Genomic DNA, 14,362 nt, shown 5'->3' on the forward strand with positions numbered 1-14,362 from the left:
GGACGAGGACGAGGACGAGGACGAGGACGAGGACGAGGACGAGGACGAGTAAGGCGGGCACGTCAGCCCGCCGCGAATAGGCTTGGCGGGGCAAGTGTCATGCATTGCAAGATGCGTGGGCCGCGCTTGCGCCCGGGTGCGCGCATCGGGAAAATCGTGTCTAGGAAAAAATTGCTGGCGTAGGCGGAAGGCTGAAACCCTTGCTGGACAATGGATTGCGGCGTATACGAGGGGCGAGCGTTTCGGTGTAAAAAGTCTATCAATACGCGCCGAACCCGATCGGCTGGATCGATCCGCTCGGCTTGGCGCGTTGTCCGTGCGATTGTGAAAAGGTTCTCGCAAATATGCGAGCGAGTGGTCGGGCGTATGGTTCAAAGTCGGGAACGCCCGCAGACGGCCATCACATCATCCAACATGCCTCAGTGCCAGTAGGTACGGAAGGGTACCCCTATACTGGGGCACCCGCTGTTCAACTGGACGGGCCTTCTACACAAGTGGGCTCGGAGCATTACGCAGCGACAAGTGTGCAGCGACAAGCCGGAGGGGGAACGTATGCCGCCGAGCGCAGAATTGGTTACAAGGCGCTCCGGCGAGCTGGTCTTACTTCCCAAGAGGCAAGGTGTCTTTTTGCAGCGCACGTTGATCCATATTTCGAAAACCTCGGGTTCAATGGAAATACTCCAATGCGAACCGTGAAGAATCGGAGATAGGAGATAGCATGGAACGTAAGTTGGCGGACTATCCGATGTATGCCCCATTGGTGAGGCACATCTACGATGAGTTGATCCATGACCACTTTGAGGAGTTGGTAAGCCAAGGACTTGCTGCACCAAGCACAGCATCGGAATACAGAGCCGCGCTGAGAGCCTGCTTGGGTGGGGAGGCGATTGGGCCGATCCCGGATGAGGTGATAATGGATGGGTATGTATTTGAAATTGATGGACATAAATCAGACGGGCTATCAATCGAGGTACCCATCTTCTCGGAGGAGGGGGGCTCGGACGCTTTCATGATCCTTCGAGTGAAGAAGGACAACACTGCGCAGCCAACGCTGTATTTGTACGACATACTTGTGCCGTGAGGCGGGCTCTCGAGAGCAAAATATACGGGCCTGCACTACAACCGGCATCGGTATTACGATCCCAACACAGGCAGATTCATCAGCAAAGACCCGATCGGCCTGAACGGTGGCATCAACGTTTATCAATACGCGCCCAATCCGATCCAGTGGGTTGATCCGCTTGGGTTGGCTCGCAAGAAGGCCTGCAAATGCCCCGGACAAGATCCCTGTGCGGCCGACGGTAAGACGCACATCGTGTATCAAGCGGAAGATCCTAAGAACCCGGGGAAAATCTATACGGGTAAGGCTTCGGGGTACGGGACGCCACGGGAGGTTTTGCAGAGACGTTTCTCTGGCGGGCACCATAGAGGAATAGCTCTGGAAGATGCAAACGTTGTTCACGAGACAGATTCATACGCTTCGGTCCGTGGTCTTGAGCACATTGAGCATGGCAATCTCGGAGATCTGGCAACGGACCAGAACAATCCAATCTCAGACCGAAACAAAAGCAAAGCAACATACCTTGATTGTGCGGAGAAATCACTTAAAAGATGATCAGGAGAAAATCTAAAAATGAGGTGAGGATCGGTGATGTTTATGCCGTCCCTCTTGACCCGTTGAATCAACGGTACGGCTATGTGCGCATGTACCACAATCCGGATATAGCGATCCTGGGGGTAACATCTGGGAAGCAACTTTTGTCGTTGGATGAGGTTAAAAAATATCCAAGCGTTACAGATGCATTTTCCATGAGGACGGCTATTGAGAAAGGTCGATGGCCGCTAATTGGTAATATCCCATTTGCAAGTGAGGATGAGGCTTGGCCAGGCCCGCGTAAGCAAGTCTTCAGGCTGCGGCCGGACGTAAGAAAGGTCGTATTTAAAGGGCGCTACATATCTGCTGAGGAATTTGGGCAGTATGACGATCTCCCGGAAGACAAGAAATTGACCGATGAGCGCCTAATTGAAGAGATTAATGAGAATTCAAACCTTTTTAAGCACATCGATACTTGATTGTTCTCTGTGATCTACTTGGGTGATTTTCGGTATGAAATAGCCCGGTCGACGGAGGCCCGCCCCTTTCTGGAGTAGGCGCTGAAGGAGACTCGAAATGACGACCGATTAGAACGTGAATTTGTGCGAGCAAGGGAGCTTCTTGGTGGGCCGGAATAGTTTATCTTGGCTGTAGACGGGCCTACACTATAACCGATACAGGTACTACGATCCAAACTCTGGACGGTTCATCTGCAAGGACCCGATCGGACTGGCTGGTGGCCTGAATCTGTATCAGTACGCGCCCAACCCCGTTCAGTGGACTGATCCCACTGGGCTCACACGATGTTGTTGCCCGTCGTTGCTTCCCGGTGAAGGAGACGTCGGAAAGTACAGGGACCTGAAGAGGGCTGGATCAACGGGTGACAACCTCACACCGCATCACATTCCATCTGATGCGTATATGGAGGGAATTGGTGTGCCAAATTACACACGTGGCGACGGTGTATCTATTAATATGGAAATGCCATCGACTGGAGGGCGCCATCGTCAAACAAGTTCTTACGGGACAAGCCCTGATTTAACGATGACGCCTCGGGATGTGTTAGCACAGGATATTCGAGATGCTAGACGAATCTACCAGCGCCAAAATTGCTATACATCTAAAATTCGCGCTGGGCTGCAGCAAGTTATTGCTCAAAACAAGGCTCAGTATCCATCGACGTTTGGGAAGGGACAATGAAACAAGGTTGCTTGGAAGATCTGCTACGTGTCCGTCAACTCGACACCCCGGATGAAGTTGGCGAATTCGATGGGGTGATTGAAACTCTTAGTTCTGAAGTGTTATCGAAGGAGGATCTGGTAAACCTTCTTTCTGTATTTATTGACCGGACTAAACATGAAGAGGTTATGTATGGTCTTCTTCATTTAATAGAGGCGAGCGATGTGAATTTGGTTGTTGCTGCTTTGGTACAGGCGGCCCCGGCTATGAAAATGATCGCATCTGATTGGTTGGATACATTCATATTCAGACTGCTGAATGGAGATCATTCTCGGAATGTGTTGATCAATAATTTAAGACTGGGCGATGGAGGGGGGGCGGCTGAAATTATTTCTCGGCTTGTTGCGATGCAAGGGGATGTCTCAGATAAAATTAAGGAGAGGGCTTCATTCGTTCTGTCTAAATTGAATTGAATTGAATTGAATTGAATGTAGCAGTGCTGTATTGATTTCTTGGTTGGCGGGCAACATGGCAGTTGCCCGCTGATGCAATGCGAAGGCAAGGTAGGACGGATACGGGCGGGCCCGCACCATAACCGGCATCGGTACTATGATCCGACGTCGGGACGGTTCATCAGCAAGGACCCGATTGGGCTGGCGGGTGGGATCAATGTCTATCAATACGCTCCGAATCCTGTTGAGTGGATCGACCCATTAGACCTGGAAAATTATCGCGATGTATTTTGGAATGCAGTTGGTGGGGCCGAAAGGGATAAGTATCAAGTCCACCACATCATTCCTCAGAACATATTTAATGATCCCAAGTACTCGAAAATGCTGGCTTGTGCTGGCTTGTGCTGGCATGGGTGTGGATGATCCTGACAACATGATTGGCTTGCCCAAGGATGGAGCTAATGCAGGTGCAAGAACAGGGCGCTATTTTGGGAGGTCTCAACATAATACGCAACACCCTATGTACGACAGGGCAATTAAGTCAACGCTTGATCGGGTTGGTGCTATAAAGAGTTGTGCTTCTCGAAAATTGGCCTTGAGAGGGATGCAGGAAACACTGAGGTCGGCACTTAGGCGAAGTGATAATCCAATAGTTAACGGCCAAGGGGCTAGTCAGTCAGCGTGGAATGATATTTTAAGTAAATTTTAATTTGGAGATGTGCTGTGACTACTCGGGAACGGTATGTAATGAGGCTTCGTGTATGTGCTGAGGAGCTTCTTTCTCTGATAAATGGACCAAAATTTTTGCGCGGTGGAGTCGTGCCTCGCAAAGGTGAAGTTCTCGTAACGAATGAAAAAGATGCGGAAATTTTTGCTTGCGATCAGGATGTTGATGTAATTAAAGGTGGTGAGTATCAGTATTGGACTGGTATTCTGGAGAATAATTCGAGAACTATTGAGCAAATGGATCTGCAGGATAGTTTGGATTTGGGTGATGAATTTTCTCTAAATATTTCTGAAATATTTGATGGCGAGTTGATGTCTGCTCTAATTTCGAAGGGTGAGGAATTTGGAGTGTCGAGCTCGATTGTTGACGTTATTTGTGGAAATTTCTATATTTTCCTTGTAAACAAGACGTTTTTTGATGAGCAGCTTCCGCTTGCCGATAGGATGTATGAAATCTATCAGGGTGGTGGTATTCCTTGTGGATGGAAGGGTGAGTTTCCAGATGGGGAGATTCTAATTTATTCAAAGGATTAAATTTCTGAATGTGGGCGTTCTTACGTAACGGAAGAATCATCTAGGGGCGCCGCATGAGGTGGCCGACAAGGTGGGCGAGGTTGCCTGGTCAGCGTGCTACAAGGCGTGGGGTGAAGCGAAGGAAGTCATCAGCGAGGCGGCGCGCAAGGCGGGTATCCGCAACCCTATCCGCTTCCAGGGGCAGTACTTCGACCATGAGACGGGCCTTCACTACAACCGGCACAGGTATTACGACACGAACTCGGGACGGTTCATCTCGAAAGACCCGATCGGGTTGGCGGGCGGCATCAACGTCTATCAATACGCCAACAATCCCGTTCATTGGACTGATCCGCTTGGGCTGGCTCGAACGCCCCATAGTGGAGGGTGTGCCGATGCTGCCGCACGTAGCGCACTCGAATCTGTCATGGGTAAGTCTATCCGGATGAACAAAGAGTTCGGTGGCTTAGTCTATGAAAAAGGGGGGCAGTATTTTGCGACGATCCCTGTTCCTGGTACGGGCCGAACCTTCATTCCTGCTTTGGCATTGCCACAAGTACCGAAGGGCGCGACCATCGTAGGTGATTATCATACGCATGGAGATTATTCCGTACTGGGAGCGAACGGAGAGGTTGTCAGAACGTCAGATCCAAGCAGGGATGATTTCAATAGCGACGATTTCTCAAGAAGAGATAAAGAGATCAGTGCTCTTGCCGCACTCAAGAACAAATGTCATCGCTCATACTTGGGTACGCCAAGTGGTAAGATCAAGGTCTATACAGTTATGGGAGGTGCTCGTGATCTATAGTCAAGACGATATTCTCGAGTTGGCAACTAAGTATCCGAGTGATTTCTCTTGTCGTGGAGATTGTTTCGAGATATTTGGTCTGGCTTTGGCGGAATTTAGAAGGCTCTCAAAGAGCAAGTGGTCTTTGGGTGACTATAAAGTTTCAGTTGATTTTGGGAAAAGTAGGGATTTAGTTGCCGTTTCATTTACTCCTCTTCCGGCTTACGAGATCAATGGAGTGCCGTTTGAGATCGCAGATCAAGGGATGTATAAGAACGGTCGTGGAGTGACATATGTGTACGCCGTTGAAGAAGGTGAGCTTCTAAAGACAATCTACATGCGTTAGTAGAAAAAGGGGGCCGCAGATGCGGTCCCTTGTTCATGTTGTGGTGGTGATCAGCAGTTCCAGTTCAGCGTGAGTTTTGTGGTGCCCTTCCCTCTAGCCTTGGGGCGAAGCGAAGGAGGTCATCAGCGAGGCCGCGCGCAAGGCGGGTATCTGCAACACGCTCCGTTTCTAGGGGCAGTACTTCGACCACGAGACGGGCCTTCACTACAACGGGTACAGGTACTACGATCCGAAGTCGGGACGGTTCATTAGCAAGGACCCGATCGGACTGGCGGGCGGGATCAACGTCTTCCAGTACGAGCCCAACCCGGTCGAGTGGATTGACCCGTTAGGGCTGTCAAAGAAGGCGGGGTGTTCCTGCGCGTGTGAAATCAACCAGGTGACTGGTAAGCCGCGAGGAACGCTTCAAAAGCTAGCTCAGAAAATCCATGAGGCGGGAAAATATAAGCCCGCCGTCAATCAAAGAACCATCGGGGTTGGACAGGATGAATCAGGAGTCCTGTTTGCCGGCAGTAGTAATGGGTTTGAAGTCGGGAAAAGAGATAAGGCTGATAGCCTCGGAATAACGCGGGTTCCGACTTCCAAGAGCAAGCATGCGGAAGAGAATTTGATGAGTTGTGTGTCAGGGTTAAAATCTGTTGGAGCGTCAAAGCGTGATCCGTGCAACTGTGCTGGACGGCTAGAAGGGCTTGGGATCGATGTGGATAACGCGCATTGAGGTGAAATAAATGAGCGACGATTTTGATGTTTATGTTGATCACGCATTTTATCGAAATGGCGGAAAGGCTGTTCTTGTAAAATTTTCGGCCTCAATAGTTGAATTAAACGTATTTGTTTCTATTGCAGATGCTGGGGCAGTGATCAATTTCGGCGGGAGGGCAATTGATTATGTGTTGGCTGGGGAATCGGCCAATAGTCCTGTTCATTGGAAGCGAGGCGAAGATAGCGGTGTTTACATACTTATTGGTGAGGATCCGGAAGTTTGGGACTTTTCCATAGTGGTAGATGATAAATTGATAGAAAGAGTGGCTTTAGAAATTCAAGGATTGATTGGGGATAGTTAAGTGTGAATTAATGCCGCAGACGGTGTAGGGCGAGGTCGGTGCAAGTGCTTGGTCGCCAGGCGAGAGGAGGTGTGGCAGGAGGGGCACATGGCAGGAAAGTCCTGCCACCATGGAGGTGCCACTCCGATTCGCTTCCAAGGTTAGTATTGCGACGAGGAAACGGGGCTGCACTATAACCGGTACAGGTACTACGATCCGAGTAGCGGACGGTTTATCTCGAAGGATCCAATCGATCTGACCGCCGGGATCAACGTCTATCAATACGGCAGCAACCCTGTAAGTTGGATTGACCCTTATGGGCTCAATGGGGTCTATGTTTTTGAAACGACTTCAGGCGAGGCTTATATCGGTAAGGGAGGCTGCAACCGTTATAAATCTTCGGTAAATAGAGAGGCTGGCGGGCCTTCTGGTGTTTCTCGTGGGACGCACATAGATACTAAATCTCCGTGTGTAAATGTCTCAGAAGACGATTATGTGCTGATGGTGGATGGTGCGGCGATGAGATTGTATCCGACTTTGCCCGGGGTAAAGCCAACATTAAATAGAATTGATTCTCCTGGAAAAAAGCTGCGGAGGCGATTAAGGCGGGAGGGTGTTTGGCTTTGTCCTCTTCGGTTGCAAAGGATACGGCAGTCTTGCTTGCAAATCTTCCGGTGAAACCGGTTGGCTCTGGGGTGTAATATGTCATCGGAAAATGTGAAATTATTTGGAACTGATTTTTTGGGACCGGATGGTCCCGTTATGGTTTCGGAGAATGGTGAGATTACTATTGCAAAGGACGAATTGGGGGAATTTGTTTCATTTTCCATAATGAACTCACCAATTGATGATTATGTGGATTTTCTTTCAAATTTCAAAATAAAAATACTGTCTATTTCACATAATTCTTCCGATTCGATCATTTTTGATTTTGGGAGGGTGGAAGTAAAATTTATTGAGCGCCTTTATTTGAATTTACAAAGGGGTGATGTTTTAAAATTTCCGAGTGACTTGGTTTTCGAAAATTTACGAGAAATCTCGGTGAGAGATGGCTTTCCGGAGGGATTGCCATTAAGTGATAAATTGCCTTTCTTGAAAAAAATCGCTGTCGAATTATTTTCCGAATCTGATTTGTTTTGGATTGGGCAGTTTCCCGATATTGTGGATTTGGCTATCTATCACTACCCGGGGAAAGATCTTATGCCTTTGGCGGGCTTGAATAAATTAAAGAGATTGTGTCTTGTTGAGGGAGGGGTTAGAAGTCTTCATGGCATTGAGCGGCTCTCGCACTTGGCAATAGTTCATGTTGTTTCTTGTCGAAGACTTGCGGATGTTAGTGCGTTATTAGAGGCGAAATCGATTGAGCACATAATGTTTGAGAAGTTCCGTGGAATTAAAAATTGGAGTTTTTTGTCTAAAAAAATTAATCTTAAAACCGTATGGCTCGAGGTGGCGGAAAGTATTGATTTTATTAGGCATTTGCCAAATTTAACTTATTTCAGATGTATTGGGGTTGTTGATGAGAATGTGGGAGTGATTGACGAAATGGGGTTTTTAAATCTACCTTATCGATCCAAGGTGTTTTGTGAATCTATAGTTTGATATGGGGCGGATTTTGGCATGGGAAATGAAAGACGTTACTATGATGCTGCTGAGCAAGGGCCTACTTGCGAGACCAGCCATCCTCGCTTTGTATCTCTCGCGTCTGAGTATTTTTATTATTCCGTGATCGACGATTTCAGCCCTTTCGGTAGTGATGACGGTCATGACACGTTGCGGGCGCTGGAAGCCTGGTATCGAGGGGTAGAAGATGATCAGAGCATCACGGAATTTTTAACTGACCACCTTGCCGGTTGGGGGTTGGATGTGCCTTGGGAGAAAACTCGTGATGATCTGGAGATGCGGCGTCAGTGGCTAGACAAAGACGATATGCACGAGGTGTATTTCCAGAGTGACTGTCGAGCTATCGTTGCTACGGCCTTTGGGCAGCTGAAGATCGTTGGTCAGATCAATATTGAGCTTCTTGGGCGAGCAAAGACGGCAATATTAGATCAGTTATGGATGAATAAGCGTGCGTGCGATAAGTATCCAAATTGGCCCTACGCTGAGCAGCAAAAAGAACGATTTGAACATATGCTTTCGGCGCTAAACAAAGCGGTTGTTGAATAATGTAGCAACGCAAGCGGCGAACGCCTATCCTTGTGACCCGATCGGCCGGCTGCTGGACGGGTCAAGGAGCCTCGGTATTACGATCCAAACACGGGACGGTTTATCAACGAGTTTGCTGTAGACGACTACGAAGAAAACCATCGAAGACATGCACCGCCTTGCTGAAAGCAAAGACGGTGCATGTCTTTCCGAAAAATATGCTCACTCGGGGGTACCGCTAGAGTGGCAATGTGCCAAGGGACATCGTTGGTGTACGACTCCCGCAGCTATTAGACAGGGTACATGGTGCCCGCACTGTAGTCATTCCAGGCGGCGCAATACGCTGGCGATGATGCAGGCGGTTGCAGCACGGCACGGAGGGCGCTGCCTTTCAGGCGAATATGCTGGCAGCTTCACCGCGCTTGAATGGGAGTGTGCGCTAGGGTACTCGCGTTCGCTCGCGAGTGCGTGGGCGCGATACCGCTCGAGCAGTCGCGGCATCTGGGCGTCGGCCAGTGGGGGTCCAGCCGGCAGGGCAGACGGTCGGGTGGTACGGGTGGGGCGCGTCGTCGCTCGCGGGCCGCAGGCCATGCGGCAGCCAGCGCTCGCCGGTCGTGTCGGCTGCGGCCCGGGCCGGGGCGACCAGGCGTCCATATTCGAGGGCGGCCAGCGGCAGGCGCGTGAGAGTGACCTCCTTGCCGGGCGTGTCGAGGCTCAGCCAGATTTCGGTCTTGTCGAACACAGGGCGCGCAGCTCGAGCGGCACCTTGCGGCGGAAGTAGAAGTGGCGGGAATCGGCGCGGATGGTCAGGTGGGGGTGTTTCACGGTGTGCTCTCCACGGAAGGTAGTAGTGGCGTGTAGCACCCACGCTCCCAAAACCGCCTCGCGCCTAAAATGTTCGCCTGTTGGCGTCCGTTTTAGGTGAATTGCGCGGCTAGGAAAGCAAAAAAGCCGCTGAACCTTACGGAACAGCGGCTTTTTTGGTGAAGCTGGTGGCGAATCAGGGATTCGAACCCCGGACCTGCGGATTATGATTCCGTCGCTCTAACCGACTGAGCTAATTCGCCGAAGAATTGAATTATGCGGATCGACCGCCCGGCTGTCAACACCTTTTTTCATCTTTCGTAAAAAAAGTGACCGACGCACCCGTGCGGCCTCGTTCCAGCGCCGGCCGCCAGCCGCCGGAACGCATGCCCGGCAACCGGCAACCACCCGCCGCTACGCCTTCAATCCTGCGCGTAGATGTTCGAGTCCTTCGTGTCCTTGACGAACAGCAGGCCGATCACGAACGTCGCCAGCGCGATCACGATCGGATACCAGAGCCCGGAATAGATGTCGCCCTTCGCCGCGACGATCGCGAACGCGGTCGCCGGCAGGAACCCGCCGAACCAGCCATTGCCGATGTGATAGGGCAGCGACATCGACGTGTAGCGGATCCGCGTCGGGAACATCTCGACCAGCATCGCGGCGATCGGGCCGTACACCATCGTCACGTAGATCACGAGGATCGTCAGGATCACGATCGTCATCGGCCAGTTGAGCTGCGCCGGGTCGGCCTTCGCCGGGTAGCCGGCCGCCTTCAGCGTCGACGCGAGCGTCTTGTCGAACGCCGCGCCCTGCGCCTTCGCGTCGGTCGCCTTGCCGTCATACGCGGGGATCACCGTGTCGCCGACCTTGATCTCGGCCATCGCGCCCGCCGGCGCCGCGACGTTCTCGTAGTTCAGGCCGGCTTTCGCGAGCGCGCTCTTCGCGATGTCGCACGAGTTCGTGAACTTCGACGTGCCCACCGGGTTGAACTGGAACGAGCAGGCGGCCGGGTCGGCGACGACCGTGATCGGCGCCTTCTGCGTCGCGAGTTCGAGCTGCGGGTTCGCGTAGTGCGTGAGCGCCTTGAACAGCGGGAAGTAGGTCAGCGCCGCGATCAGGCAGCCCGCGAGGATGATCGGCTTGCGCCCGATCTTGTCCGACAGCGAACCGAAGAACAGGAAGAACGGCGTACCGATCAGCAGGGCGATCGCGATCAGGATGTTGGCGCTCGCGCCGTCGACCTTCAGCGTCTGCGTGAGGAAGAACAGCGCATAGAACTGGCCCGTGTACCACACGACGGCCTGGCCGGCCGTCAGGCCGACGAGCGCGAGGATCACGATCTTCAGGTTCTTCCACTGGCCGAACGCTTCGGTCAGCGGCGCCTTCGACGTCTTGCCTTCCGCCTTGATGCGCAGGAACACCGGCGACTCGTTCAACTGCATCCGGATCCACACCGACACAGCGAGCAGCAGGATCGATGCGACGAACGGCACGCGCCAGCCCCAGCTGCCGAACGCTTCCTCGCCGATGAACGTGCGCACGCCGAGGATCACGAGCAGCGACAGGAACAGGCCGAGCGTCGCGGTCGTCTGGATCCACGCGGTGTAGAAGCCGCGGCGGTTCGCCGGCGCATGCTCGGCGACGTAGGTCGCCGCGCCGCCGTACTCGCCGCCGAGCGCGAGGCCCTGCAGCAGCCGCATCGCGATGAAGATCACGGGCGCGGCGATGCCGATCGACGCGTAGCCGGGCAGGAAGCCGACCACGAACGTCGAGATGCCCATGATCACGATCGTCACGAGGAACGTGTGCTTGCGGCCGACGAGGTCGCCGAGCCGTCCGAACACGATCGCGCCGAACGGCCGCACCGCAAAGCCGGCCGCGAAGCCGAGCAGCGTGAAGATGAAGGCGGCGGTCGGATTGACGCCGGAGAAGAAGCTCTTGCTGATGTAGGCCGCGAGCGAGCCGGCCAGGTAAAAGTCGTACCACTCGAACACGGTGCCGAGCGACGACGCGAAGATCACCTTCTTCTCTTCGCCCGTCATCGGCGAGTGCGAAATTTGCCCGCCTAACGTTGCCATGAATCGTCTCCAAGTCGCTTGATATAGATGTGCGGCCGCCGTGGGTGGGCGGGCCTGTCGACGATTATTGGTATGGAAACTTACGGCGGACTGACTCGCGCGTACAAAACGAATGCGCGTTAACCCGCGCGGAATCGGCCGGTTTTTGTGTGGATCATGGTGCGAACGTCGTGTAAAACGCCGGTTTCGATGCGATCGCGGCGGGCCGTGGCGGTGCGCGTCAGGGTTAATCCGGGGCGGTGCCTGCCAGCGGCAGGCTGACGCGCACGAGCGTGCCGGCGAGGCGCGGCGCGTGCTGGTAGACGTGATCGTCGAGCGTCAGCGTGCCGCCGTGCTGTGCGGCAATCTCGCGCACGATCGCGAGCCCGAGGCCGCTGCCGTCGCCTTCGCGGCCGAGGATCCGGTAGAAGCGCTCGACGACGCGCTCGCGTTCGGCGGCCGGGATGCCCGGCCCCGTATCCTCGACTTCGAGATGCGCGAACCGCGCGGTCGGGTCGGCGTGCACGCGTACGGTGATGCGGCCGCCTTCGGGCGTGTAGCGGATCGCATTGTCGATCAGGTTGCCGAGCATCTCGCGCAGCATCACCGGATTGCCGTCGACGTCGAGCGGCGCATCGTCGGGCGGCCCTTCGTAGCCGAGATCCATCCGCTTCGCGAGCGCGGCCTGCACCCAGTCGCGTACGGCGCGCCGCGCCAGCGCGGCAATCTCGACCGGCTCGAAGGTCAGCCCGCTGGCGCGGTTCTCGGCGCGCGCCAGCGCGAGCAGTTGCGTGACGAGCCGCGCGGCCTGTTCGGAGCTCGTCGCGATCTGTTCGAGCGAGCGCTGCACGTCGGGCGGGACGGGGTGGCGCAGGGCGAACTCGGCCTGCGTGCGCAAGCCCGCGAGCGGCGTCTTCATCTGGTGCGCGGCGTCGGCGATGAAGCGCTTCTGCAGCGCCATGTTCTGTTCGAGGCGCGCGAGCAGGTCGTTGAACGACGTGACGAGCGGCTCGATCTCGGGCGGCGCGCGCTGCGCCTCGACGGGCGACAGGTCGTCGGGCCGCCGCGCGCGGATGTGCGCCTGCAGCGCGTTGAGCGGCGCGAGCCCGCGCGACAGGCCGAACCAGACCAGCAGGATCGCGAGCGGCAGGATCACGAACTGCGGCAGGATCACACCCTTGATGATGTCGTTCGCGAGCGCGTTGCGCTTGTCCAGCGTTTCGCCGACCTGCACGAGCACGGGCTGCGTGCCGCTCGCTTGCGGCAGCGCGACCGTCGTATACGCGACGCGCACGTCGTTGCCGCGCAGCAGGTCGTCGCGAAACACGACGACGCCGGGCGGCGGGCGGTCCTCGTCGCGCGGCAGCGGCATGTCTGCCTCGCCCGCGACCAGCTCGCCGCGCGTGCCGAGCACCTGGAAGTAAACGCTGTCGACGTTGTCCGCGCGCAGGAAGTCGCGGGTCTGCTCCGGCAGCGTCAGCTCGGCCACGCCGTTGACCGGGTGAATCTGCCGCGCGAGCACGTAGGCGTTGGTCTCGAGCGAGCGGTCGAACGGGCCGTTCGCGATCGTTTTCGCGACGAGATAGGTGACGGCGATGCTCATCGGCCACAGGAGCAGCAGCGGTGCGAGCATCCAGTCGAGGATCTCGCCGAACAGCGAGCGCGGGCGTGGCGCCTCGGGCGCATCGGTTGCGTCGGGCGGCGCGAACGGGTTCTCGTAGCGCGCGTCGCGCGCCTCGTCGGCGGCCGACTGCGGCGCGCCGGTCGAGTGGCGGGAAGGGGCCGGCGTGGCCATCGCGACGACGCGCGGTGTCAGCGCAGCGGCGTGCCGGCCACCGCGGGCTGGGGCGCCGTCGCGTCGGCCGGCGCGGCGGGCGCGACTTTCTCGAGGCAATAGCCGAGGCCGCGCACGGTCGAGATCCGGACGCCACTCGGTTCGATCTTCTTGCGCAGCCGGTGCACGTAGACTTCGATCGCGTTGTTGCTGACTTCCTCGCCCCATTCGCACAGATGGTCGACGAGCTGTTCCTTCGACACGAGCCGGCCGATCCGCTGCAGCAGCACTTCGAGCAGGCCGAGCTCGCGCGCCGAAAGATCGAGCACGTGATCGTTCGCATAGGCGATGCGGCCGACCTGGTCGAACGCGAGCGAGCCGTGGCGCACGACGGTCGGGCCGCCGCCCGCGCCGCGCCGGGTCAGCGCGCGCACGCGCGCCTCGAGCTCGTTGAGTGCGAACGGCTTGGCCATGTAGTCGTCGGCGCCGAGGTCGAGCCCCTTCACACGCTCGTCGACGCTGTCGGCGGCGGTGAGGATCAGCACGGGGAGGTTGGAATTGCGGGCGCGCAGCCGCTTGAGCACCTCGAGCCCGGACATCTTCGGCAGCCCGAGATCGAGGATCAGCAGGTCGAAGGTCTGCATCGACAGCGCCGTATCGGCGTCGACGCCGTTCTTCACGTGGTCGACCGCATAGCCCGATTGGCGGAGTGACCGGGTGAGGCCGTCCGCGAGTATGCTGTCGTCTTCCGCGATGAGAATTCGCATGGTGCTGACCGATGGCCGGCAGGGCGTTCGCGCCGGCCGGCTGTCTCCGAAGTGATTCGTGTACAACGCAGCCTGCATTGCGGGCTTGCACAAAACACTGTTTTTTTATACAGTGTCTGCATTCGTGGGCGGCGCTTGAAAGCGGGCGCGCCTTTAACAGACGCTGCTC

Annotated in this window: 12 protein-coding genes, 1 tRNA gene and 6 pseudogenes; 15 read left to right on the top strand and 4 right to left on the bottom strand. The window is 55.5% G+C overall.

Going from position 1 to position 14,362, the window contains the following annotated elements:
* Positions 1–718 precede the first annotated feature (718 nt).
* From GQ56_RS0132125 to GQ56_RS0132135, 15 genes and pseudogenes are all read left to right on the top strand, one after another.
* On the top strand, positions 719–1,081 hold the full coding sequence (locus GQ56_RS0132125; RefSeq protein WP_031402558.1) for a hypothetical protein: 363 nt from the start codon (positions 719–721) through the stop codon (positions 1,079–1,081).
* Between the two features lie 24 nt (positions 1,082–1,105).
* Positions 1,106–1,255 (top strand): annotated as a pseudogene (locus tag GQ56_RS44955) (RHS repeat-associated core domain-containing protein); the annotation flags it as partial.
* Positions 1,256–1,611: 356 nt separating this feature from the next.
* Entirely contained in the window at positions 1,612–2,073 is a 462-nt protein-coding gene (locus tag GQ56_RS42270) for an Imm26 family immunity protein (RefSeq protein WP_075123072.1), read from the top strand.
* Positions 2,074–2,248: 175 nt separating this feature from the next.
* Positions 2,249–2,398: pseudogene (locus tag GQ56_RS44960) on the top strand (RHS repeat-associated core domain-containing protein); the annotation flags it as partial.
* A gap of 392 nt (positions 2,399–2,790) precedes the next feature.
* Entirely contained in the window at positions 2,791–3,246 is a 456-nt protein-coding gene (locus tag GQ56_RS42280; protein WP_075123074.1) for an Imm30 family immunity protein, read from the top strand.
* A 108-nt stretch (positions 3,247–3,354) separates the two neighbouring features.
* Positions 3,355–3,495, top strand: a pseudogene (locus GQ56_RS47275) (RHS repeat-associated core domain-containing protein); the annotation flags it as partial.
* 91 nt (positions 3,496–3,586) lie between these two features.
* Positions 3,587–3,934, top strand: a complete 348-nt coding sequence (locus tag GQ56_RS47280; RefSeq protein WP_367649396.1) for an AHH domain-containing protein — start codon at positions 3,587–3,589, stop codon at positions 3,932–3,934.
* Between the two features lie 14 nt (positions 3,935–3,948).
* The gene (locus GQ56_RS44970; protein WP_152601925.1) at positions 3,949–4,485 is read left to right on the top strand and encodes a hypothetical protein; all 537 of its coding nucleotides are present in this window, start codon (positions 3,949–3,951) and stop codon (positions 4,483–4,485) included.
* Positions 4,486–4,528: 43 nt separating this feature from the next.
* Positions 4,529–5,272 (top strand): annotated as a pseudogene (locus GQ56_RS40270) (RHS repeat-associated core domain-containing protein); the annotation flags it as partial.
* Positions 5,262–5,597: a hypothetical protein gene (locus tag GQ56_RS44975; protein WP_152601926.1), complete on the top strand. Its 336-nt coding sequence runs from the start codon at positions 5,262–5,264 to the stop codon at positions 5,595–5,597. The pseudogene GQ56_RS40270 and the gene GQ56_RS44975, both read left to right, overlap by 11 nt.
* A gap of 100 nt (positions 5,598–5,697) precedes the next feature.
* Positions 5,698–6,315 (top strand): annotated as a pseudogene (locus GQ56_RS43325) (RHS repeat-associated core domain-containing protein); the annotation flags it as partial.
* 10 nt (positions 6,316–6,325) lie between these two features.
* Positions 6,326–6,661 carry a hypothetical protein gene (locus tag GQ56_RS44980; RefSeq protein ID WP_063962882.1) on the top strand — a complete coding sequence of 112 codons (336 nt, stop codon included), beginning with the start codon at positions 6,326–6,328 and terminating at the stop codon, positions 6,659–6,661.
* Between the two features lie 123 nt (positions 6,662–6,784).
* Positions 6,785–6,964: pseudogene (locus GQ56_RS47285) on the top strand (RHS repeat-associated core domain-containing protein); the annotation flags it as partial.
* Positions 6,965–7,342: 378 nt separating this feature from the next.
* Positions 7,343–8,242: a hypothetical protein gene (locus tag GQ56_RS44985; RefSeq protein ID WP_152601927.1), complete on the top strand. Its 900-nt coding sequence runs from the start codon at positions 7,343–7,345 to the stop codon at positions 8,240–8,242.
* 18 nt (positions 8,243–8,260) lie between these two features.
* Positions 8,261–8,809, top strand: coding sequence for a hypothetical protein (locus GQ56_RS0132135; protein ID WP_031402559.1), 549 nt, complete (start codon positions 8,261–8,263; stop codon positions 8,807–8,809).
* 969 nt (positions 8,810–9,778) lie between these two features.
* Here the strand turns inward: GQ56_RS0132135 and GQ56_RS0132140 are convergent.
* The 4 genes from GQ56_RS0132140 to GQ56_RS0132155 form a co-directional block, all read right to left on the bottom strand.
* Positions 9,779–9,855: transfer RNA gene (locus GQ56_RS0132140), tRNA-Met, on the bottom strand.
* Between the two features lie 159 nt (positions 9,856–10,014).
* Complete coding sequence (locus GQ56_RS0132145; RefSeq protein ID WP_031402560.1) at positions 10,015–11,673, bottom strand: MFS transporter; 1,659 nt, start codon at positions 11,671–11,673, stop codon at positions 10,015–10,017.
* Between the two features lie 226 nt (positions 11,674–11,899).
* Positions 11,900–13,447, bottom strand: a complete 1,548-nt coding sequence (locus GQ56_RS0132150; protein ID WP_031402561.1) for a sensor histidine kinase — start codon at positions 13,445–13,447, stop codon at positions 11,900–11,902.
* A gap of 17 nt (positions 13,448–13,464) precedes the next feature.
* The gene (locus GQ56_RS0132155) at positions 13,465–14,193 is read right to left on the bottom strand and encodes a response regulator transcription factor (RefSeq protein WP_031402562.1); all 729 of its coding nucleotides are present in this window, start codon (positions 14,191–14,193) and stop codon (positions 13,465–13,467) included.
* Between the last annotated feature and the right edge of the window lie 169 nt (positions 14,194–14,362).

Source organism: Burkholderia paludis, assembly GCF_000732615.1.
Taxonomy (GTDB): Bacteria; Pseudomonadota; Gammaproteobacteria; order Burkholderiales; family Burkholderiaceae; genus Burkholderia; species Burkholderia paludis.

Bases quoted from the DNA above. Each gene is read 5' to 3' on its own strand.
- GQ56_RS0132125 (WP_031402558.1), top strand. From the start codon at position 719: ATGGAACGTAAGTTGGCGGACTATCCGATGTATGCCCCATTGGTGAGG.
- GQ56_RS42270 (WP_075123072.1), top strand. From the start codon at position 1,612: ATGATCAGGAGAAAATCTAAAAATGAGGTGAGGATCGGTGATGTTTAT.
- GQ56_RS42280 (WP_075123074.1), top strand. From the start codon at position 2,791: ATGAAACAAGGTTGCTTGGAAGATCTGCTACGTGTCCGTCAACTCGAC.
- GQ56_RS47280 (WP_367649396.1), top strand. From the start codon at position 3,587: ATGATCCCAAGTACTCGAAAATGCTGGCTTGTGCTGGCTTGTGCTGGC.
- GQ56_RS44980 (WP_063962882.1), top strand. From the start codon at position 6,326: ATGAGCGACGATTTTGATGTTTATGTTGATCACGCATTTTATCGAAAT.
- GQ56_RS44985 (WP_152601927.1), top strand. From the start codon at position 7,343: ATGTCATCGGAAAATGTGAAATTATTTGGAACTGATTTTTTGGGACCG.
- GQ56_RS0132135 (WP_031402559.1), top strand. From the start codon at position 8,261: ATGGGAAATGAAAGACGTTACTATGATGCTGCTGAGCAAGGGCCTACT.
- GQ56_RS0132145 (WP_031402560.1), bottom strand. From the start codon at position 11,673: ATGGCAACGTTAGGCGGGCAAATTTCGCACTCGCCGATGACGGGCGAA.
- GQ56_RS0132150 (WP_031402561.1), bottom strand. From the start codon at position 13,447: ATGGCCACGCCGGCCCCTTCCCGCCACTCGACCGGCGCGCCGCAGTCG.
- GQ56_RS0132155 (WP_031402562.1), bottom strand. From the start codon at position 14,193: ATGCGAATTCTCATCGCGGAAGACGACAGCATACTCGCGGACGGCCTC.